General features: G+C 28.2%; 24 protein-coding genes, 1 tRNA gene and 1 rRNA gene. 15 read left to right on the top strand and 11 right to left on the bottom strand.

Features of this window, described 5'->3' with window-relative positions; translation table 11 throughout:
- Positions 1-5: 5 nt before the first annotated feature.
- The 15 genes from PB7211_RS07645 to PB7211_RS07575 all read left to right on the top strand — a co-directional run bounded on the left by PB7211_RS07645 (position 6) and on the right by PB7211_RS07575 (position 13,046).
- Positions 6-1,451 carry an MBOAT family O-acyltransferase gene (locus PB7211_RS07645; protein WP_008544901.1) on the top strand — a complete coding sequence of 482 codons (1,446 nt, stop codon included), beginning with the start codon at positions 6-8 and terminating at the stop codon, positions 1,449-1,451.
- On the top strand, positions 1,452-2,207 hold the full coding sequence (locus PB7211_RS07640; RefSeq protein ID WP_034399184.1) for a glycosyltransferase family 2 protein: 756 nt from the start codon (positions 1,452-1,454) through the stop codon (positions 2,205-2,207). It begins immediately after the preceding gene.
- A gap of 5 nt (positions 2,208-2,212) precedes the next feature.
- Entirely contained in the window at positions 2,213-3,193 is a 981-nt protein-coding gene (locus PB7211_RS07635; protein ID WP_008546030.1) for an NAD-dependent epimerase/dehydratase family protein, read from the top strand.
- A complete protein-coding gene (locus PB7211_RS07630; protein WP_008545211.1) occupies positions 3,190-3,717 on the top strand; it encodes a sugar transferase in 528 nt (175 codons plus the stop codon). Before PB7211_RS07635 ends, PB7211_RS07630 begins: the two co-directional genes overlap by 4 nt.
- A gap of 4 nt (positions 3,718-3,721) precedes the next feature.
- On the top strand, positions 3,722-5,701 hold the full coding sequence (locus tag PB7211_RS07625; protein WP_008546038.1) for a polysaccharide biosynthesis protein: 1,980 nt from the start codon (positions 3,722-3,724) through the stop codon (positions 5,699-5,701).
- A 31-nt stretch (positions 5,702-5,732) separates the two neighbouring features.
- Positions 5,733-7,001, top strand: a complete 1,269-nt coding sequence (locus tag PB7211_RS07620; RefSeq protein WP_008545764.1) for an O-antigen ligase family protein — start codon at positions 5,733-5,735, stop codon at positions 6,999-7,001.
- A gap of 109 nt (positions 7,002-7,110) precedes the next feature.
- Positions 7,111-8,169 (top strand): Wzz/FepE/Etk N-terminal domain-containing protein, encoded by a 1,059-nt coding sequence (locus PB7211_RS07615; protein ID WP_008544133.1) that lies wholly within the window; start codon positions 7,111-7,113, stop codon positions 8,167-8,169.
- A gap of 111 nt (positions 8,170-8,280) precedes the next feature.
- Positions 8,281-8,395, top strand: a 5S ribosomal RNA gene (gene rrf / locus PB7211_RS07610).
- 10 nt (positions 8,396-8,405) lie between these two features.
- The gene (locus PB7211_RS07605) at positions 8,406-9,293 is read left to right on the top strand and encodes an NAD-dependent epimerase/dehydratase family protein (protein ID WP_008544768.1); all 888 of its coding nucleotides are present in this window, start codon (positions 8,406-8,408) and stop codon (positions 9,291-9,293) included.
- Complete coding sequence (ykgO, locus tag PB7211_RS07600; protein WP_008545413.1) at positions 9,290-9,415, top strand: type B 50S ribosomal protein L36; 126 nt, start codon at positions 9,290-9,292, stop codon at positions 9,413-9,415. Before PB7211_RS07605 ends, ykgO begins: the two co-directional genes overlap by 4 nt.
- A gap of 5 nt (positions 9,416-9,420) precedes the next feature.
- Positions 9,421-9,531, top strand: a complete 111-nt coding sequence (locus tag PB7211_RS07595; RefSeq protein ID WP_034399183.1) for an aa3-type cytochrome c oxidase subunit IV — start codon at positions 9,421-9,423, stop codon at positions 9,529-9,531.
- Between the two features lie 9 nt (positions 9,532-9,540).
- A complete protein-coding gene (locus PB7211_RS07590; protein WP_008544521.1) occupies positions 9,541-10,629 on the top strand; it encodes an NAD(P) transhydrogenase subunit alpha in 1,089 nt (362 codons plus the stop codon).
- A gap of 4 nt (positions 10,630-10,633) precedes the next feature.
- Positions 10,634-10,942 (top strand): proton-translocating transhydrogenase family protein, encoded by a 309-nt coding sequence (locus tag PB7211_RS07585; protein WP_008545133.1) that lies wholly within the window; start codon positions 10,634-10,636, stop codon positions 10,940-10,942.
- Positions 10,942-12,339 (top strand): NAD(P)(+) transhydrogenase (Re/Si-specific) subunit beta, encoded by a 1,398-nt coding sequence (locus PB7211_RS07580; protein WP_008544726.1) that lies wholly within the window; start codon positions 10,942-10,944, stop codon positions 12,337-12,339. The genes PB7211_RS07585 and PB7211_RS07580 overlap by 1 nt, the downstream gene beginning before the upstream one ends.
- 8 nt (positions 12,340-12,347) lie before the next feature.
- Positions 12,348-13,046 (top strand): transaldolase family protein, encoded by a 699-nt coding sequence (locus tag PB7211_RS07575; RefSeq protein ID WP_008544624.1) that lies wholly within the window; start codon positions 12,348-12,350, stop codon positions 13,044-13,046.
- An 8-nt stretch (positions 13,047-13,054) separates the two neighbouring features.
- Here the strand turns inward: PB7211_RS07575 and PB7211_RS07570 are convergent.
- The 11 genes from PB7211_RS07570 to tkt all read right to left on the bottom strand — a co-directional run bounded on the left by PB7211_RS07570 (position 13,055) and on the right by tkt (position 21,301).
- A tRNA-Met gene (locus PB7211_RS07570) sits at positions 13,055-13,131 on the bottom strand.
- Positions 13,132-13,137: 6 nt separating this feature from the next.
- Positions 13,138-13,332, bottom strand: a complete 195-nt coding sequence (gene rpsU, locus PB7211_RS07565; protein ID WP_008544401.1) for a 30S ribosomal protein S21 — start codon at positions 13,330-13,332, stop codon at positions 13,138-13,140.
- 53 nt (positions 13,333-13,385) lie between these two features.
- Entirely contained in the window at positions 13,386-13,973 is a 588-nt protein-coding gene (locus PB7211_RS07560; RefSeq protein WP_008545712.1) for a DUF1013 domain-containing protein, read from the bottom strand.
- Entirely contained in the window at positions 13,974-14,204 is a 231-nt protein-coding gene (gene rpmE, locus PB7211_RS07555) for a 50S ribosomal protein L31 (protein WP_029455604.1), read from the bottom strand.
- Positions 14,205-14,239: 35 nt separating this feature from the next.
- Positions 14,240-14,980 (bottom strand): inositol monophosphatase family protein, encoded by a 741-nt coding sequence (locus PB7211_RS07550; protein ID WP_034399181.1) that lies wholly within the window; start codon positions 14,978-14,980, stop codon positions 14,240-14,242.
- Between the two features lie 4 nt (positions 14,981-14,984).
- Entirely contained in the window at positions 14,985-15,545 is a 561-nt protein-coding gene (efp, locus tag PB7211_RS07545; RefSeq protein WP_008544823.1) for an elongation factor P, read from the bottom strand.
- The gene (thiE, locus tag PB7211_RS07540; protein WP_008545629.1) at positions 15,542-16,156 is read right to left on the bottom strand and encodes a thiamine phosphate synthase; all 615 of its coding nucleotides are present in this window, start codon (positions 16,154-16,156) and stop codon (positions 15,542-15,544) included. Before thiE ends, efp begins: the two co-directional genes overlap by 4 nt.
- Positions 16,143-17,153: a class I fructose-bisphosphate aldolase gene (locus PB7211_RS07535; RefSeq protein ID WP_008544395.1), complete on the bottom strand. Its 1,011-nt coding sequence runs from the start codon at positions 17,151-17,153 to the stop codon at positions 16,143-16,145. The genes thiE and PB7211_RS07535 overlap by 14 nt, the downstream gene beginning before the upstream one ends.
- A gap of 1 nt (position 17,154) precedes the next feature.
- Complete coding sequence (locus PB7211_RS07530) at positions 17,155-18,333, bottom strand: phosphoglycerate kinase (RefSeq protein WP_008544439.1); 1,179 nt, start codon at positions 18,331-18,333, stop codon at positions 17,155-17,157.
- Entirely contained in the window at positions 18,333-19,340 is a 1,008-nt protein-coding gene (gene gap, locus PB7211_RS07525) for a type I glyceraldehyde-3-phosphate dehydrogenase (RefSeq protein WP_008545853.1), read from the bottom strand. Before gap ends, PB7211_RS07530 begins: the two co-directional genes overlap by 1 nt.
- Positions 19,337-21,301, bottom strand: coding sequence for a transketolase (gene tkt, locus PB7211_RS07520; protein ID WP_008544239.1), 1,965 nt, complete (start codon positions 21,299-21,301; stop codon positions 19,337-19,339). The genes gap and tkt overlap by 4 nt, the downstream gene beginning before the upstream one ends.
- Positions 21,302-21,308: the final 7 nt, after the last annotated feature.

The raw sequence follows: 21,308 nt of genomic DNA, 5'->3' as shown, positions 1-21,308 counted from the left end.
TGGTTATGATTTTTAATTCATTAACTTATATATTATTGCTATTTTTAGTTGTCGCTTTGTATTGGTCGCTACCTTACAAGGCTCGTCTAATTCTTATTTTTATTTCAAGTTTAGTATTTTATGGATTTTGGAAAATTTCATTTATTCCAATCTTATTAATTTCGGTAATTGTTGATTGGTGGGTTGCTCAAAAAATATATAAATGTCAAAAAAAACATAGGTTTTCCTTATTACTGATTAGTTTAACAACCAATCTTGGACTTTTAGTTTATTTTAAATATTTAATTTTCTTTGCGAACAATGCACTTGGTTTTGCTAATCTTTTAGGTGCTGAAATAGATCCTATTGCTCTAAAGATTATTCTTCCTTTGGGTATTAGTTTTTATACATTTCAAACAATAAGTTACACAGTAGATGTTTACAGGGGCTTCATTAAACCAGAAAAAGATTTTATTCTATTTGCATGTTATGTAACCTTTTTTCCTCAATTAGTTGCTGGTCCAATATTGCGTGCAAAAGAAGTAATTCCTCAATTTGTTAATCGATCATCATTTTCACTTGATCACCTTATGATTGGATTGCGATTTATATTATTTGGTTTATTTTTAAAGGTTGTTCTAGCAGATAATATTTCAATTCTTGTTGACAGGGGCTTTATAATAAACGTTGCTGATTTGTCAGCTATAGATGTTTGGACCTTAGCATTTTTGTTTGGTTTCCAGATTTACTTTGATTTTAGCGGATATTCTTATATAGCAATAGGTAGCGCAAGAATGATGGGAATAGTATTTCCTAATAATTTCAATTTTCCTTACATTTCAAGCTCTCCAAAGGAATTTTGGCAAAGATGGCATATCTCTTTATCAAGTTGGATACGTGATTATCTTTATTTACCTTTAAATAAAAAAAAAGTTGAAAATCGATCAGTAGGTGGATTTAAAAAAAGTTTAAAAAGTTCAGGAAGCAACAAATCTTTGTTTATAACATGGGGAATTATGGGGCTTTGGCACGGTGCAAATTGGACATTTGTAATATGGGGAATTTATCATGCAATTTTAATAAGTATTTATAGATTTATAGAACCATCTAAACGAAATCTTTCACATAGGTTAAGATCATTTTTAGGAATTATAATAACCATTCCACTAATAATGTTATCATGGATTCCGTTTCGAGCTAATTCTTTATCTGATAGTATAGAGATGTGGCTAAAAGTTATTAACCCATTTGCATATTTGTGGCTTGGTATGCGAGAAAATGTTTATTTAATTACTTTTCTAATCTTACTAAATTTTTATTTAGTTTATTTATTTAAAGAAAAAATTATTCCGAAATTAAATTCAAAAAAATTAATAACTATTTCGCTTGATATTGTTTTAATAACAATTATTTTTTCAACAGTTGTGATTTTCTTCAGATCAATAAATCAATTTATATATTTTCAGTTTTAAATGAAAGTATCTATCATTACAGTAGCATTTAATAGTTTTTCCGTTATTAATGATTGTTTAGCTTCAGTTAAATTACAAAAATATTCTGATATTGAACATATCATAATTGATGGAGCTAGTACTGATGGAACTTTATCAATTTTAGAGTCAAAACGTCATCAATTTGCATCATTAATTAGCGAGAAAGACGGAGGCATTTATCATGCTATGAATAAGGGAATTGGTATTGCATCAGGTGATATTATTGGTTTTTTAAATTCTGATGATTTTTATATAAACAATAATGTAATTTCTGAAGTTGTGAAAGAATTTAAGAAAGACTCTTCAATAGATGCTTGTTATGCAGATTTAATATATGTTGGAAAATCTGATACCTCAAAGATTATTCGTTATGTAAAATCCTGTGAATTTAAAGAAGGTTTATTTTCAAAAGGATGGTGCCCGCCGCACCCAACTTTTTTTGTTCGTCGTTCCGTATATGAAGATTTGGGTAATTTTGATATCAATTATAATATAGCTTCAGATGTCGAGCTTATGATGAGATTTCTTGAAGTTCATAAAATTAAGTCTAGATACGTACCTAAAGTTTGGATTAAGATGCGAATCGGCGGTACCACAAATAAAAGTATACGAAATATTTGGACTCAAAATATGGAAGTTTTTAATTCATTTAAAAAAAATGGCTTATCAGTAAACCCAATAAGTTTTTTTATTAATAAGTTAATTTCTCGATTTAATCAATTTTTAAAAAGGTAATTTTAGTGAAAAAAATTTTAATTACAGGAACATCGGGATTTATTGGAAAATCTCTAAGCGAGAAATTGTCAAAATCAGGCAAACATATTCGTGGCACAGTAAGAACTATTAATTCATTTTCAAAAAATACTGATATTGAATATGTATTAGTAGAAGATATTAGTCTTAAAACAAACTGGAAAGATATTTTAGTTGATGTTGATTGCATTATTCATTGTGCTGGAAGAGCGCATATAATGAATGAAAAGAAAAATGATACATCTAAAATTTTTCAATCAGTAAATGTCGAAGGCACCAAACAACTTGCTGAACAAGCGTCTAAAGCAGAAGTTAAAAGATTTATATTTTTAAGTTCAGTAAAGGTTAATGGAGAGTGTACTTATAATATTGATAATAAAGATATTTCTTATCATCAGAGAAAGAAAATATTTAGTTATAATGACTTACCAAATCCACAAGACTCTTATGCAGTATCTAAATTTGAAGCTGAAAATGCTTTGTGGGAAATTTCTTCCAGAACAGGATTAGAAGTTTCAATACTTCGCTTGCCATTAGTGTATGGTTATGGCGCAAAAGGAAACTTAGCAAATTTGTTAAAACTTGTAGCATTCCGCATCCCCCTTCCATTGAGAATGGTTAAAAATCAACGCTCTATGATTGGAATAGATAATTTAGTTGATCTATTAATTACATGTGTTGATCATCCTAACGCTGCTGGAAAAACTTTTTTAGTTTCAGATGGAGAAGATTTATCTACACCTGATTTTATAAGATATATTGCAAATTCAATGGGACATAGAGCTCGATTTTTTCCTATTCCTTTTTTTTTACTTAAACTGCTAGGCTTAATTTTTGGTAAACAAGCAGAAATTAATCGATTAGTTGGATCTTTAAAAATAGATAGCAGGTATACTCAAAAGGAATTAAATTGGACACCTCCTTTAAGTGTTGTAGAAGGTATAAGAAGAATGATTCAGGGTAAATGATCCGTATTTTTGATATTTTTTTTTCATTAACAGGGATAATTTTTTTATCACCTTTTTTAATTTTGCTATGGATGATAGGTGCATTTGATAATGGTTCTCCAATATTTTTACAGAAACGAGTTGGTCGAAATCTTAAATCTTTTACATTAATAAAATTTAGAACAATGCCAAAAAAAACCAAATCAGTTGGGACACATTTAATAAGGGATATAAAATTTACCTCCTTTGGTTATTTTCTAAGGAGAACTAAATTAGATGAAATTCCACAATTATTTAATGTGCTTTTAGGTGATATGAGTTTAGTTGGGCCCAGACCCTGCTTATTAAATCAAGAAAAATTAATTGCTGAACGAAAAAAAAGAGGAGTATTTAAAGTAAAACCAGGAATTACTGGTCTTGCTCAAATATCAGGTGTCAATATGCAAACGCCTACACAGTTAGCAAAAACAGACTCTAAAATGATAAAGAATATGAATTTATTTTATTATTTTTACTATATATTGAGAACAATCTTAAAATTATAACGCTATGTCATTTTTAACAGAAGCTTCAAAAAATATAATTAATTTACCACGTTTTGCTAAGAGGATTATTACCATTATTATTGATTTAGGTTTATGTATTTCATGTACTTGGCTAGCTTTTTATTTGAGATTAGAACAATTTATAAAAATTAATGATATAACTATTCTTGCAGTATTAATTTCCACAATTATAGCTATACCAATTTTTTGGCTTCATGGTTTATATAGAACAATACTACGTTTTGGAGGAACATCTATAATTTTTACTGTATCAGTTGCCGTATTAGTATATGGAATAATTTATTTTTCAATTATAAGTATTTTTGGAATACAAGGCATTCCTAGATCTATTGGAATTATTCAACCATTATTATTATTTCTAGGAATTACAAGTTCAAGAATAGCAATTAAATTTTTGTTTCCAATTAACACATCTATAAAAAATATAGAAAATAAAAAAAAATTATTAATTTATGGAGCTGGTAATGCCGGTAGACAGTTGTTACTTAGTTTAGAAAATAATCCTGAAATGAAAGCGGTAGGTTTTTTAGATGACAATAAACAATTTCACAACCAAACAGTATTGGGTCAAACAGTTTTTGACCCAATTAATATAAGTAAATTAATAAATTCAAAAAATATTGATCTAGTTTTACTTGCACTTCCATCAATTAGTCGAAAAAAGAGAAATGAAATTATTAATGATTTAAATAAACATAAAATATCGGTTAAAACATTGCCAAGTATTCAGGATATTGTAGATGGAAAAATATCAGTTTCTGATATTAAAGATTTAATTATTGAAGATCTTTTAAACAGAGAACAAGTTAAACCAGATATTGAATTGTTATCTAAAAATGTTAGCTCTAAAGTTGTGGTAGTAACAGGTGCAGGAGGCTCAATTGGTTCTGAATTATGTCGTCAAATAACAAGATTAAAACCAAAAAAATTGTTACTCATAGAGTTAAATGAGTTTGCCCTTTATAATATTTATGAAGAGCTAAAAAATTTAAATCAAAATTTAAATTATGTTCCTTTACTGCTTAATGTTCAAAGCATATCAAGGTTGAACGAAGTTTTTAGAACTTTTAAAGTAGATACGGTTTATCATGCTGCAGCTTATAAACATGTACCTTTAGTTGAAGAAAATATTTGTGAAAGCATTAAAAATAATGTTTTTGGAACTTTTTCAATTGCACAAACTGCGATTCAAAATAATGTTTCAAATTTTGTTCTGATCTCTAGTGATAAAGCAGTAAGATCAACGAATGTTATGGGTGCGAGTAAACGACTTGCTGAAATTTGTATACAAGCTCTTTATAATAAAGAAAATAAAAACACAAAATTTGCTATTGTTCGTTTTGGCAATGTTTTACAATCATCAGGTTCTGTAATTCCAAAATTTAAAAAACAAATTAGACAGGGAGGCCCAGTAACTTTAACTCATCCAGAGGTCACAAGATATTTTATGACGATAATTGAGGCATCACAATTGGTTATACAAGCAGGTGCGATGTCTGAAGCTTGTGAGGTATTTGTTCTTGATATGGGAAAAAGTGTAAAAATTAGAGATTTAATTAATAAAATGATTAAACTTTCAGGTTTATCTGTCAAAGATAATAATAATTTAGGGGGAGACATAGAAGTCAAGATTATAGGACTTAGACCAGGAGAAAAATTATATGAAGAACTATTGTTAGGAGATAATCCTCAAAAAACTTATCATGATAAAATTCAAAAAGCTCAAGACCCCTTCATTCCATTTGATCAACTTAAAATAGAATTGGATAATTTATCAGTTTTAGTTGAAGATAATAGGGCATCTGAAATTAAAGATATGTTGCATAGATTGGTCCCTAGTTATAAATCAAATTCAAAAATTGTTGATCTTTATTATGAAGAGAGTCTAAAAAATAAAAATGATTTAAAAAAATCTACTAAAGTTAAGGATCAAGAAAATAAAGTAGTAAGGATCAAGACTTAATACTTTTTATAAATTTAATTCTAAATTTTTTATGAATAAATTTAAATACTCGAATAAAATTTTAATTAATTTAATAGTTGTGTCTGTAATTCCCTTTTTAATTTCGGGGCCTTTTTTTCCAGATTTAATAGTAAGTGTTTCATCTTTATTTTTTTTATATTTTGTATTGCAAAATAATAATTTTTATTATTTTAATAACATACCATTTATTATATTTTTATCATTTTGTATTATATCTACTTTATTAAGCTTAGAGGCTGAAGATATATCTTTAAGTGTAAAAAGTTCTTTATTTTATTTTAGAATAGGAATATTCAGCTGTTTGATTTGGTATTTGATAGATAAAGATAAAAGTATTTTAATTTATTTTTATTATGCTTTAATTTTATGTTTTTCAGTTTTGGTAATTGATGGTTATTTTCAATATTTAACGGGAAAAAATTTATTAGGATTGGAAACAATAGGAAATAGGATTTCATCCTTATTTGGTGATGAACTTGTCATGGGCTCTTATTTATCAAGATTGTTTCCTTTATTATTTGCTTTATTTTTAATCAAACCAAAACAAAAATTTGAAATTTATTTTATAGGAATTTTATTTATTTTAGTTGATGTTTTAATATTTATGTCTGGCGAAAGGACTGCATTCTTTTTTTTAAATTTATCAACTGTATTTATAATTCTTTTGATCAAAAAATATCAAAAATTTAGATTAGTCACATTTATTGTGGCAATGTTTTTTGTCGTTATTTTAAGTCTAAATTCATCTAATTTAACTGATAGGATGTTTTTGTCGCCTGCTAAAAACATGGGTTTAATCAAAAGCTCAAACCAAAAAACAATTTTTACTCCTGTTCATGATAGTCATTTAAAAACAGCATATAAAATGTTTCAAGACAAACCTATTTTTGGTCATGGCCCCAAAATGTTTAGAATAAAATGTTCCGACTCCAAATATTCAACAGGACAACAACCATGTAGTACTCATCCTCATAATTTTTATGTACAATTATTAGCAGAAACTGGAATTGTAGGATTTATTTTTTTGTTAAGCGCAATATGTTATGTTCTATATTCTGCTTTAAGACAGATTAAGACTATTTTATTTAAACAAAAAAGATATTTTACAGATTATCAAGTATGTTTGTTAGCTGGATTATTAATAACTACATGGCCATTTTCTCCAAATGGCAATTTTTTCAATAATTGGCTAATAATAGTTTACAGTCTACCTGTAGGTTTTTATCTTCAATCTATTTATTCAAAAAAAAATATTTTTAAAAAAAAAAGTGTTAATTAATGTCTTGTAATCAAGTGAAATTTTATAAGAAATATTTATTTGTAATTTTGATTGATTAGTTTAATAAAACATAATTATAAATTATGTTAAAAATTTACGATTAAATTCAATGAAAAAAAAAATTCCTTTATACAGATACAATAATGACATAGAATTTATTGAAATTTTGCAAATAATTTGGAATGGAAAAGTAAAAATTTTTTTAATAACAATTATCTTCACATTAATTGGCGTAGGTTATACTAGTAAAATACCAAATTCATTTAAGCTTTCAATTACTATTCAACCAAGTAAGAATTCAAATTTTGTTAAATTTATACCTATAAATCAAATGTTAATTTCAAGTTTGTTAAATAATTCAACTCAAAAACATTTTACAAACCAGCAATTGGAAATTAACCAAGAACTCCAAGTAAACGAAATAACAATGATAGATCGATTTGTTAAAGAATTTTTAGATTTTGAGGAATTTATAAACGTTTTAGAAAGTAATTCTTATATAGATGAAAATACTCTTCAAACTGAAATTGAAAGACAAAGACAAATGCTGAAATATTCAAAATTACTTTCTCTTCAAAGATTAGATGAAACTAATAAAGATCTTGGATATGTCATAAAACTTATATGGGGAGATAGCGAGGAAGGTCTAAAAATTCTAAGCGAAACATTAAATCTCACAAAGATTAATTTACATAAATCAGTTTTTAAAGATTTAGATTATTTTTTAAAAATTAAAAAGGAGATAAAAATTAGCGAAAATGAAAGTAGAATACTATTTTTAACAGAACAAAGTGCAATTGCAAAAGAACTAAATATAGCAGAAAATCAAGTAGATACTGTTAATTTGCCACAAGATAAAATCGCAGTAAATGTTACCACCAACAACATTGGATACTATTTGCAAGGATATAAAGCAATAGACAAAGAAATTTCGCTAATAGAAAATCGAGAGTATAAGGATATTAAAAAGATAAAAGAAAGAATAGAAATATTAAAAACTGAAAAAATTAATTTAGTCGATTATAATTTATTTTTAATATCCGTAAATTCATTAAAAGATGAAAAGAAGTATTTATACTTTTCGATTTTCATTGGTATTATATTTGGAGTAATTTATGTTATTTTCTCAAATATATTAGGACAAAATAAATTAAATAGAAAAAACTAAATTAATAGAGCCTATAACTAAACTTCAATTGTCATATTTTGGGTTTTTTAAATATTTTAATAAACATAAATAAATCTTTACATTGTTAACTAATTTTAGTAATAGACAGTGCCTGGTAATTATTGCGAAAGTGTAATACCCGATCCCATTCCGAACTCGGAAGTCAAGCCTTTCAGCGCCAATGGTACTTTGTCTTAAGACACGGAAGAGTAGGACATTGCCAGGCATATTCTAAAATGAAAAATCTCATAATTGTAACTGGTGGTGCTGGATTTGTTGGCTCGAATTTAATTAAATCATTATTAAAAAAAACTAATAAAAAAATCATAAGTTTAGATAATTATTCCTCAGGAAATAAAAATAATCATTTAAAAAATATCAGAGTAAAGTATGTGAAAGGAAATACTGTTAATATTTCAAATCTTTTTAACAAGATAAAGAGTCAAATTCATTCAATTTTTCATTTTGGAGAATTTGCTAGAATTTATCAAAGTTTTAAAAGATTTGATGAATGCTTTAAATCAAATTCTATTGGTTCAAATGAAGTTTTTAAATTTTGTTTAGATAATAATATAAAACTTATTTATTCAGCAACTTCTGCATCTTTAGGAAATAAGGGTGGCGATAAAAATTTATCTCCATATGCCTTTACAAAGTCTAAAAATTTAGAATTATTAGAAAATTTAAGAAAATGGTTTAATTTTAAATTTGAAGTTATTTATTTTTACAATGTTTACGGTCCAGGTCAAATCAAAGTAGGAAACATGGCTACAGTTGTTGGAATTTTTGAAAATCAATATTCAAATAATAAACCTCTAACAATTGTAAAACCTGGAACTCAAACCAGAAGATTCACTCATATAGATGATACTATTAATGTTTGTATTGATGCTTGGAAGAAAAATAAATGTCATCATTATAGTATTAGTCATAAAAAATCGTATTCCATTATAAGTCTTGCTAAAATGTTTAAGTCAAAAGTAATCTATCTAAATCCTAGACTAGGTGAACGATATGCATCAGCATTAACTAAAATGTCAAATAATCGTAAAATAATTAATAAATATGGAAAAATAGATTTGAAAGATTATGTAACTTCGTTTATTAAAGGTGAAAAATTATGAAAATAAAAAGCTCATTAAAGTCGATTAAAAAAAGAGATCTTAATTCTAAACTAGTTAGAAGAAGAGGTCGTGTGTACGTTATCAATAAAACTAATCCAAAATTTAAAGCAAGACAGAAGTAATTTTTATGGATAATGAAAACCATAAAAATACCTGGAATAATTTCACAAAATTTGTGTTGTGGGGAACAGTCGCAGTTATTGGTGTTTTAGTTTTAATGGCAATATTCTTAATATAAGATTAATGTATGAAAATTGCTTCTATTTTAGAAAATCAAAAAATTGAAAAAAGAATTGCAATTACCCCTGAGATTGCAAAAAAATATATATCTCTTGGTCTTGGAGTTTCATTAGCTGAAAATTATGGAAGCCATCTTGGAATTAAAGATGAAGAGTATAAAGAATTAGGCGTATCAATTTCACAAGATGAAAAAGAAATCATATCTAGTGCAGATATTATTGTCCAATTAGGCTTATTCGATGATGACAAAAGTTCTTCATTAAAAGAAAATCAAACATTTATTGGAGTGTTAAACCCATATGATAATAAAGAGAAGATAAATGATTTAGTTAAAAAAAAAATTAATATTTTTTCACTTGAATTACTTCCAAGAATAACAAGAGCTCAATCAATGGATATACTATCTTCACAAGCAAACCTTGCAGGTTATAAAGCGGTAGTAGAGTCGTTCGCTCATTTTGAAAAAGCAATTCCAATGATGATGACTGCAGCAGGAACAATACCCGCTGCAAAAGTATTAGTTGTTGGAGCAGGGGTGGCAGGATTGCAAGCAATTGCAACTGCAAAACGAATGGGTGCAATTGTATTTGCGACAGATGTTAGAATGGCTTCTAAAGAACAGGTTGAAAGTTTAGGGGGAAAATTTTTAACAGTTGAAGGAGCTGAAAATTTAGAGACAGAAGGAGGTTATGCTAAAGAAGCATCAGATGATTTTAAAAAGAAGCAAGAAGAATTATTGTCAGAAACATTAAAGAAAATTGACATTGTAATTTGCACAGCTTTAATTCCTGGGAAAAAAGCACCAGTGATAATTAAAGAAGCCATGATTAATAATATGAATTCTGGTTCGATAATTTATGATTTAGCAGCCATTCAAGGTGGAAATACAGCACACACTAAAGTTAATGAAATTGTTGATAGCAATGGTGTTAAAATAATGGGGGAAAGTAATATTTTAAACAAGCTTCCAACTTCAGCATCCAATTTATATGCTAAAAATGTATTTAATTTTGTTTCGAATTTATATGATAAAGAAAATAATAGAATTAATATTAATTTAGAAGACGAGATAGTTGAAAAAACGTTAATAAAATGAAATTATGGAAATAGATCCTTTTATATTTAGATTAAGTATTTTTATCCTTTCAATTTTTATAGGATATTATGTGGTTTGGAGTGTTACGCCATCACTTCACACACCTTTAATGTCAGTTACCAATGCTATTTCATCTGTCATAATTGTAGGCGCGATCATTGCAGGATTAGCAGGGGACTCTGATACTATATTTAACACTTCAAGTATCTTTGGGTTTTTAGCAATATCACTAGCAGCTATTAATATATTTGGCGGTTTTTTAGTAACGCAGAGAATGCTTGCAATGTATAAAAAAAAGAAAAAGGATAAATAATGTTATCAGCAAATTTATCAGCCATATTTTATCTAATTTCAGGTGTATTATTTATTCTTGCTTTAAGGGGACTTTCATCACCAGAAACATCCAGACAAGGAAATTTCTTTGGTATTTTAGGAATGATTATTGCAATTACAGTTACTTTTTTATCAATTGGAAATTTTTCAACTGGATTTGCAGTTGTTTTAATATTTCTTTTAATAGGTGGATTAATAGGTGCGTTTATTGCTTATAAAATCCCTATGACAGCAATGCCAGAATTAGTAGCTGGTTTTCATAGTTTAGTTGGTCTTGCAGCAGTATTTGTTGCCATAGCTGCTTTTTTAAATCCAGATGCCTTCAATTTAGGATCACCAGGCAATATTAAACTTGGAAGCTTGATTGAAATGTCAATTGGTGCAGCAGTAGGTGCAATCACTTTTTCAGGTTCAATTATTGCTTTTTTAAAACTTCAAGGAATAATGTCAGGTTCACCTATAACTTTTAAGGGACAACATCCACTAAATGCCCTAATTTTGATTTCAATAATTGTATTAACTTATCTACTTTGCTCTACACAATCTTCTAATTTATTTTGGATACTGTTAGCTGTATCTTTTTTAATTGGTTTTTTACTTATCATTCCAATAGGTGGTGCAGATATGCCGGTAGTGATTTCAATGCTAAACTCATATTCTGGTTGGGCAGCGGCTGGAATTGGTTTTACTTTGGAAAATACAGCATTAATTATTACAGGTGCATTAGTTGGATCATCTGGAGCAATATTATCTTACATAATGTGTAAAGGAATGAATAGATCATTCTTTAATGTTATTTTAGGTGGATTTGGTGCAACTGAACAATCTTCATCATCACAAAACAAAGAACAAAGACCAGTTAAAAGTGGAAATGCAGATGATGCCGCATTTTTAATGAAGAATGCCTCATCAGTTATAATTGTACCAGGTTACGGAATGGCTGTAGCACAAGCACAACATGCTTTAAGAGAAATGGTTGATACATTAAAAAAAAATGACATAAAAGTTTCCTATGCAATCCATCCTGTTGCGGGACGAATGCCAGGTCATATGAACGTTTTACTTGCTGAGGCAAATGTTCCATATGATGAGGTATTTGAGCTTGAAGAGATCAATAATGATTTTGCAAATGCAGACGTAGCTTTTGTAATAGGTGCCAATGATGTAACAAATCCAGTTGCAAAAACAGATCCTCAAAGTCCAATTTATGGCATGCCAGTTCTTGATGTTGAAAAATGTAAATCAGTATTATTTGTTAAAAGAAGTTTATCCCCTGGCTACGCAGGAATTGATAATGATCTATTTTACAAAGAAAATACTCTAATGTTGTTTGCAGATGCAAAAAAAATGACAGAAGATATCACTAAGAATCTATAGGTATAAATTTGATTACTAAAATATTTTGTGACATTGCAGAATTAAATCAAATTAAAAGATTCAATAAAAAAAAAATTGTTAAAGGTTTTACAACAAACCCTAGCTTAATGAGAAAAGCTGGAGCAAAAAATTACAAATCTTATTCAAAAAAAATTCTTAAAATTTGTAATAACAAACCAGTATCACTTGAGGTATTTGCTGATGAATATGAAGAAATGAAAATTCAAGCAATGAAAATCAATAGTTGGGGAAAAAATGTTTATGTAAAAGTGCCAGTTGCCAATTCAAAAGGTAAATTTATGGGTAGAATTATTAAAGAATTAAATAGTCATGATATTAAACTTAATATAACAGCAGTCTATAGCGCTAAACAAACCAAAAACATTTTAAAATTAATTAATAAAAAAACAAAAGTGATTATCTCTATTTTTGCAGGAAGAGCAGGCGACGTTGGCAAAGATCCAGTGCCAGAATTTGTTAAGAGTATTAAATTGGCTAAGAGGTTTAAGAATGTTGAGATTTTATGGGCAAGTGTTCGTGAGCCTTACAATTATTTACAGGCAAAACAATTAGGTTGCCATATAATTACTGTGCCACCAACTATCATTGAAAAAATAGAAAAATTTGGAAAGTCATTTGACCAACTTACAAAAGAAACAGTTAGAGCTTTTATAATAGACAGTAAAAAATCTAATTTTAAAATTTAGTCTGGAATTGGTTGCGGGGGACGGATTTGAACCGCCGACCTTCAGGTTATGAGCCTGACGAGCTACCAGACTGCTCCACCCCGCGGTATACTTAAATTCTATTTTTAAGTTTATTTAACTTCTTAACTCTTTTTATATTTTCTTGAAGAATTCTTTTTTTCTTCTCAGATGGTTTCTCATAAGTATTTTTTAATTTTATTACTTTAAAAAAACCGTCGCGTTGTAGCTTTCTTTTAAGAACCCTAAGCGCTTGTTCAATGTTATTATCTTTAACTTCTATTTTCATATATTTTTTTAAAGTGAGTAATTATCACTATAAAATTTTGATGTCTATTAAATTTATTCAATGTTTGAAATTTCTTTAGCTTGTTTTTCTTTTTCTTTTTCTTTTTTTTCTCTTTTAATTCTTCTCTCAGCTTTTTCTAGTGCTTCTATCAGATCTTTCTGCGAAAATAAGTTTAAAGCAACAGGGTCTTTTGGATTTAAATTATTATAGTTCCAATAGCTTTTGTTTCTTATAGAGGTGACCGAATTTTTTGTTATACCAATTAGTTTTGCAATCTGAGAGTCTTTTAGCTTGGTATGTTGTCTGATTAACCATAATGCAGAGTCCGGCTTGTCTTGTCTCTTAGAGAGAGGTATATATTTTTTAGTTTTTTTCTCAATATTGGATATTTCAATATCTGTGCTTTTGATTTGAAGATCTCTATTTTCATCATTTGATGATAATTCAATTTCTTCTCTAGTGAGTTGACCTGAAATTATTGGGTTATAAGCTTTAATTCCCTTTGCAACTTCACCGTCTGCTATTCCTTGAACTTCAACTTCATGTAGGTTACAAAAATTTGCAATTTGTTTAAAAGTAAGTGTTGTATTTTCAACTAACCAAACAGCTGTAGCCATTGGCATCAAAGGTGCATTTGACATTTAATTTTTTTTATCTGATTTAAAATTTTGAAATTTTTTGTTAAATTTACTTATTCTGCCTTTATCCATTAGCTTTTGTTTTCCACCTGTCCACGCAGAATGTGATTTTGGATCGATTTCTAATTTAAGCAAATCACCTTCAGCACCCCAAGTTGATTTTGTTTCAAATTGAGTTCCGTCAGTCATTTCGACTTTAATTGTGTGGTAGTTTGGATGTATGTCTTTTTTCATACCGAGACTTATAGCAAAAGAATTTTATAACACAATTAAAAGTTAACTAAATTTTCCAACATTTTATCATTTATTGCAGCACTTGAAGCCCTAATATCAATATTATTTACTTCAAATTTATGAATATCATTCACTATTCCACCTGCCTCAGTTATCATCAATATTCCTGCGGCCACATCCCATATATTAATCTTATTCTGAAAGTATCCATCAAGTCTACCTGCAGCCACATAAGCTAAATCTAATGAAGCAGACCCACTACATCTCATATTTAAATTGCTAAATTTTACACCTTCATTATTACTTGAAAACAAACATTCATCTAAAGAATTTTTTTTTGAAACTCTTAATCTTTGATTATTTAAAAAAGCACCATTATTTTTTTCGGCAAAAAACATTTCATCCTTAATTGGATCAAAAATTAAACCACTTAATAATTCATCTTTTGACATAAGTGCAATAGAAATTGCAAAGTGAGGTATGCCGTGAAGAAAATTAGTTGTTCCATCAATTGGATCAATTATCCAAGTATTTTCATTATCTTTATTTTTAATAATACCAGTTTCTTCAGTCAAAAAAGAATAATTCTTTTTTGTTTTTGACAATTCTTCAATTAATATTTTTTCAACATGTTTATCTGTTTTAGTCACGAAATCATGTGGTCCTTTTTTAGATACTTGCAACTTTTCAATTTCTCCAAAATCTCTTATTATTGATTTAGATGCTTTTTCAGCAGCCTTAATCATTATGTTGAGATTTGCAGAGATAGATAACATTGAATTATATTTTTTTTATGTATTCAAGGGTTCTTGTATCAACAATTACTTCATCTCCAGAATCTATAAATGGTGGTACTTGAATATTCATGCCATTATCAAGTGTAGCAGGCTTGTAGGATGAAGAAACAGTTTGTCCCCTAAGAGCAGCATCTGTAGTTTCAATTTTACATTTTACCTGATTAGGAAGTTCAACTGAAATTGGACTTTCATTATGAAAGTTTACTTTGACCTCAAGATTTTCAGTCAATAACTCTCCTTTTTCACCAATTATATCTTTTTTAATTTCAATTTGTTCAAATGTTTTTGGATCCATAAAAATATAATTGACCTCATCATCATATAAATAATTATAATTTGTTTCTTCAAGCGATGCTTTTTCAACTGTTTCGCTAGATCTAAATCTTTCATTTAATTTTGTGTTTTTACCCACACTTTTCATTTCTACTTGAGCAAATGCTCCACCCTTACCAGGTTTTACATGTTGAGTTTTTAGCACTAACCATAAATCATTTTTGTATTCTAAGAGCATTCCTACTCTTATTTCTCCAGCATTTATTTTCATTTAATTTTTTCTATAGTTTTATAGGGTTTATATTTTTTATTATTCCAAACGTAGCCTGAAATAGCCAATAAATTAACATTGTTCAATAACAGTTTTTTATAATTACTTATATTAATTCCCCCAATGGCCACTATTGGTATTTTGGTTAACTTTTTTACTTTGTCTACAATTTTGGTTGTTGCTTTATATTTTACTTTTTTTGTTTTAGTAGAGAAGAAAGAACCAAAGGCAATATAATCTGCTTTTCTTTTAATAGCAGCTTTTGCTAAATTAATTGAGTTATGACAAGTAACCCCTATAATTTTATTTCCAATTATTTTTCTTGCTTCTACTATACTCATATCTTGTTGACCAATGTGACATCCATCAGCATTAATTTTTTTTGAAAGTGTTGGGTCATCATTTACTAAAAATTTTACCTTATTTTTTTTACATATTGGGTGAATTTTTTTTCCAATTGCAATTTTTTGTTTAAGTGAATATCTTTTAAATCTTAATTGAAATAGACTAATCTTGCCGGTTTCAAAGACTTTATTTAAATCATGATAAAATTTAGGGTAAATTTTGTTTGGGGAAATAAGATAAATAAATTTTTTTTTATTTATTCTCAAGCTCGTTAGTCCATTTTCCTTGAGCAGCTAAAGTATTCATTTTTGCTCTATGATTAAAAATAATTTGGGTTCCTTTAATATCTTTTATATCTTTCGACCAAAATTTTAGAGCACTTTGTTGAAGAGCTCTTCCATACGAATAAGTCATTATAAAATTAGTATCATTATTTTTATTAATTAAATTTAAATTTTCAGTTGCTTCTACCTCCGATTGACCACCAGATAAGAAAGCAATTCCAGGGACCTCATTCGGAACAGAATTTTTTAAACATTCGAGTGTTTTAGAGGCAACCTCTTCATTGGAAATTTTATTTTTTGATTTATTTCCTGCCAGGATCATGTTTGGTTTTAAAATTACTCCTGTTAAATCAATTTTATGAATTATAAGTTCTTCAAAGCATTTTTTAATTACTTCAGAAGTTTTTATTAAACAGTCATCTGCTGAATGCTCACCATCCATTAATACTTCTGGTTCTACAATTGGTACCATCCCACTTTCTTGAGCTAAAGCAGAATATCTTGCTAATGCATGTGCATTTGAATTGATAGCAATTTTGCTTGGGTATTTTTCTCCAATACTATATACCCCTCTCCATTTTGTGAATCTTGCCCCAAGCTCGTAATATCTTTTTAATCTTTCTCTTAGCCCATCTAAGCCCTCTGTAATTTTTTCATCTAATGAATTTGCTAAATCTTTTGCTCCAGTGTCTACTTTAATTCCTGGGACTGCTCCTATTTCTGAGATCATAGTTGGAATTGTTTTTCCATAATTTGATGTTTGATTTATTGTCTCATCAAATAAAATAACTCCACCAATACATTTTGACATACTTTCAGAAGCAAAAAGTGTTTCTCTAAAAAGAAGTCTATTTTCTGGTGATGATTGAATGTTAACTGCCTCAAGTCTTTTTGTCATAGTTCCATTACTTTCATCTGCAGCAAGTATACCTTTACCGTTTGAAAGAATTTTTAAAGCGATTGTATTAAGATCTGACATATTATTTTAAAGCTTTTATACCAGGAAGTTTTTTACCTTCAAGATATTCTAAGAAGGCTCCACCAGCAGTTGAAACAAAGTTAAAATTATTTATTGCATTTAAGCTATTTATCAATGAAACTGTATCTCCTCCTCCAGCAACTGAATAAATATTATTAGATTTATTATTTTCAATCATTTTTTTTGCAATTTTAATACTACCATTAGCAAACTTTGGGTTTTCAAAATACCCAGCAGGCCCATTCCATAAAATGGTTTTACTTTCATCAATTATATTATTAATAATTTTAATCGTTTTTGGGCCAATATCTAAAATCATGTCATCTGATAAAATTTCATTTAATTCTTTTATTTGTGGATTTCCGTCTAAATTCTTTCCTACAAGGACGTCCTTTGGGTATATTATTTTACAGTTTGTTTTTTCTGAAAGTAATAAAATTTCTTCGATAATTTTATCTGAGCCTTCTTCATGTAAAGATTTTCCAATATTATTTCCCATAAATTTAATAATATTATTAGCCATTCCACCAACAATTATAATATTATCAAATTTTGGTATTAAATTTTTAATTATATTAATTTTAGTTGAGACTTTTGAGCCTCCAATTATACATGTGATAGGTTTTTTAATTTCAGAAGTGATTTTTTTTAAAGCATTAACTTCTTGATCAAACTGTAAGCCAGAATAAGAAGGTAAAAAATTAGTGATCTCATCAATTGAAGCGTGAGATCTATGAGAACATGAAAAAGCGTCATTTACATAGATGTCAGCTAAGGTTGCAAGATGTTTTGCAAACTGTTCATCGTTTTTTTCTTCCTCAGAATAAAATCTTATATTTTCTAACATCATTATTCTTTCATCATTATTATTAAATAACTCTTTTGAATTGATTTCTTTAACATTTTTTGAAATAAGCTTTACATTTTGATTTGATTTTTTACTCAATTCTTCACATATTAGTTTAAGTGATAGCTCGTTAACAATTTTACCTTTTGGTCTTCCTACATGAGAAATAATTATGATTTTAGTATTTTGATCAATTAAAAATCTTAAAGTAGGTAAAATTTTATCTATTCTTGTAGTGTCCATAATTTTATTGTCAACTATAGGAACATTTAAATCTAATCTTAATAATATTTTTTTATTTTCGAGATTTACTTCTTCTTTTATGCTTTTCATTAAGAGATCTTATTGACATACTCAGCTATATCACACATTCTATTTGAAAATCCCCACTCATTATCATACCAGGCAGAAATTTTTCCCATATTTTTACCTACAACGCTAGTAAGTGATGAGTCAATAATTGCTGATGATGAATTATGATTAAAATCAATAGACACGAGTTTTTCAGAAGTTATCTCTAATATTTTTTTAGACTGAGTTTTTGAAACTTCTCTAAATGCATTATTAATTTTTTCTTTATTAATATCTTTTTTTGTACAAAAAACTAATTCAATAAGAGATACATTTGGAGTTGGAACCCGCATAGCTATACCCTCTAGTTTGCCTTTTAATGATGGAATTATTTCTCCAATTGCCTTTGATGCCCCAGTAGATGTTGGAACAATTGATTGACTTGCTGATCTTGCTCTTCTAGGATCTTTATGAGAATTATCTAAAATTCTTTGATCACTTGTAAAAGCGTGAATTGTGGTCATAAAACCTTTTTCTATTTCAAAATTTTTGTGAAGGACATTTGCAACAGGTGCCAAACAGTTTGTTGTACAAGAAGCAGCAGAAATTATTTGATCTTTTATTGTAAGCTCTTCTTCATTTACACCAAAAACAATTGTTTTATCAGCATTTTTACAAGGAGCAGATACAATAACCTTTTTTGCACCATTATTAATGTGTGCTAATAGTTTTTCTTTTGAATTAAATTTTCCAGTGCACTCAAAAACGTAATCAACACCAAATTTTTTCCAATTTATATCTTCAATTTTTGATTCTTGTGAAAAAGAGATTTTATCATTATTTATAATCAAATGATTTTCATTATAATTTAGGTTTGCATTAAACTTACCGTGGACTGAGTCATATTTAATTAGAGTACAGCTTGCCTCCAAATTAGATCTATTATTAATGTGTCTTATCTTTATATTTTTATTTTTGCTTTCAATAATTGCCCTGATAACCATTCGGCCAATTCTACCCATTCCATTGATACCAACATTTATTGTCATTTTTTTATTCTTAAAATTTTTTTTGATTTATTAGCAATATTTGTTGCTGTTAAACCAAAATGTTTATAAATTTCTTTATATGGAGCACTTTTACCAAAAGTATCAATTCCAAAAGCCAAACCATTATTTCCAATATATTTTTTCCAACTATCTGTTGATGCAGCTTCAATAGAAATTTTCATTTTTGTTTCATTAATTATTTTTTGTTTGTATGAATTAGACTGTAAGTCAAAAAGATCCTGGCATGGCATTGATATCACCTTTGAGTATATCTTTTCTTTGGCCAATTTATGACTAGTTTCAATTGCTAAATTAACCTCAGATCCACTTGCAAGTATAGTTAAATGAATTTTTTTGTTTGTTCTTAAAACTTCATAAGCTCCAAAAGAACATTTATTGGTTTTTGAGTATTTTTTTCTTATTGGATCTAGATTTTGTCTAGTTAAAGATAAGATGCTTGGTGTTTTTGGAGTATTTAATGCATGCTCCCAACATTCAATAGTTTCCATTCTATCTGCAGGTCTGAAAACATTTAGATTTGGAATAGAACGTAAACCTGATAATTGTTCTATGGGTTGATGAGTTGGACCATCTTCACCAAGGCCAATTGAGTCGTGTGTCATTACATATATAACTCTTTGCTCCATTAATGCTGATAATCTTATTGAGGGCTTACAATAATCTGAAAATATCAGAAAAGTTCCACCATAAGGAATAAAATTACTATGTAAAGCTAGCCCATTCATTATTCCACACATAGCATGCTCTCTCACACCATAGTGAATGTAATCACTATTAAAATCACCAGGTTTTATAATTTTATGATACTTTGTTTTAGTATTGTTTGATCCAGCCAAATCAGCAGAACCTCCAATTAAATTATTTTTTACACTAGTTAATTTATTTAAAGTTAGTTCAGATGATTTTCTTGTTGCTAAACTACTCAATTCATTAATTGCGCTGAGTTTTTCTGATTTTAAAATGTTTGAAAAATTATTTTTTAGCAGTTTGTTTATTAATACTTTTTTCTTTTTATATATTTTGTTCCAATTATTCTCAAGTTTCTGACCTTTCTTACCGATTTTTTTCCATTCGTTTAAAACTTTATTTGGAATTTCAAAAGGCTTGTAATTCCAGTTTAGAGCATTTCTTACTAACTTTATTTCATCTAAACCTAATGGGCTACCATGAGATGAGGATTTACCCGATTTATTTGGAGAGCCATAACCAATTTTAGTTTTACAAGAAATAATAGTTGGTTTTTTTGCTTTTTGAACTTTCTTTAAAGCTTTGAATATTTGTTTTTCGTTATGACCATCAATTAGAATATAATCCCACCCATAGCTTTCAAACCTCTTCTTAAAGTTATCTGACACAGCCAAACTAGTTGGTCCATCAATAGATATTGAATTGTTATCAAAAAGCATAACTAAATTTTTTAGCTTTAAATGTCCAGCTAAACTCATTGCCTCATGACTTATACCCTCCATTAAACAACCGTCTCCAGCAAGAACATAGGTTTTGTGGTCTATAATCTCTTTACCTAATTTTCTTTTTAAAATTTCCTCTGCAATTGAAAATCCAACAGCATTTGCGATGCCTTGACCAAGTGGTCCTGTTGTAGTTTCAATGCCAGTATTTGGATGATACTCTGGGTGTCCAGCACAAATTGAGTTAAGTTTTCTAAATTTTTTTATACTATTAAGTGTAACACTTTTATAACCAGTCAAATAAAGCAAAGAGTAAAGTAACATAGATCCATGACCTGCAGACAGAACAAATCTATCTCTATTAAGCCAATTAGGGTTTTTTGGATTAAATCTTAAAAAATTTTTAAAAAGAACAGTTGCTACATCTGCCATGCCCATTGGCATACCTGGATGACCCGAATTTGCTTTTTGCACTGCATCTATTGATAGAAATCTAATGCAATTTGCTAAATCATTGTGTAGTTTATTCAAAATTATC

The organism is Candidatus Pelagibacter sp. HTCC7211, assembly GCF_000155895.1.
Classification (GTDB): Bacteria; Pseudomonadota; Alphaproteobacteria; order Pelagibacterales; family Pelagibacteraceae; genus Pelagibacter.
The sequence above is the reverse complement of the archived record's forward strand: the minus strand, read 5'-3'. Positions and strand labels throughout refer to the sequence as shown.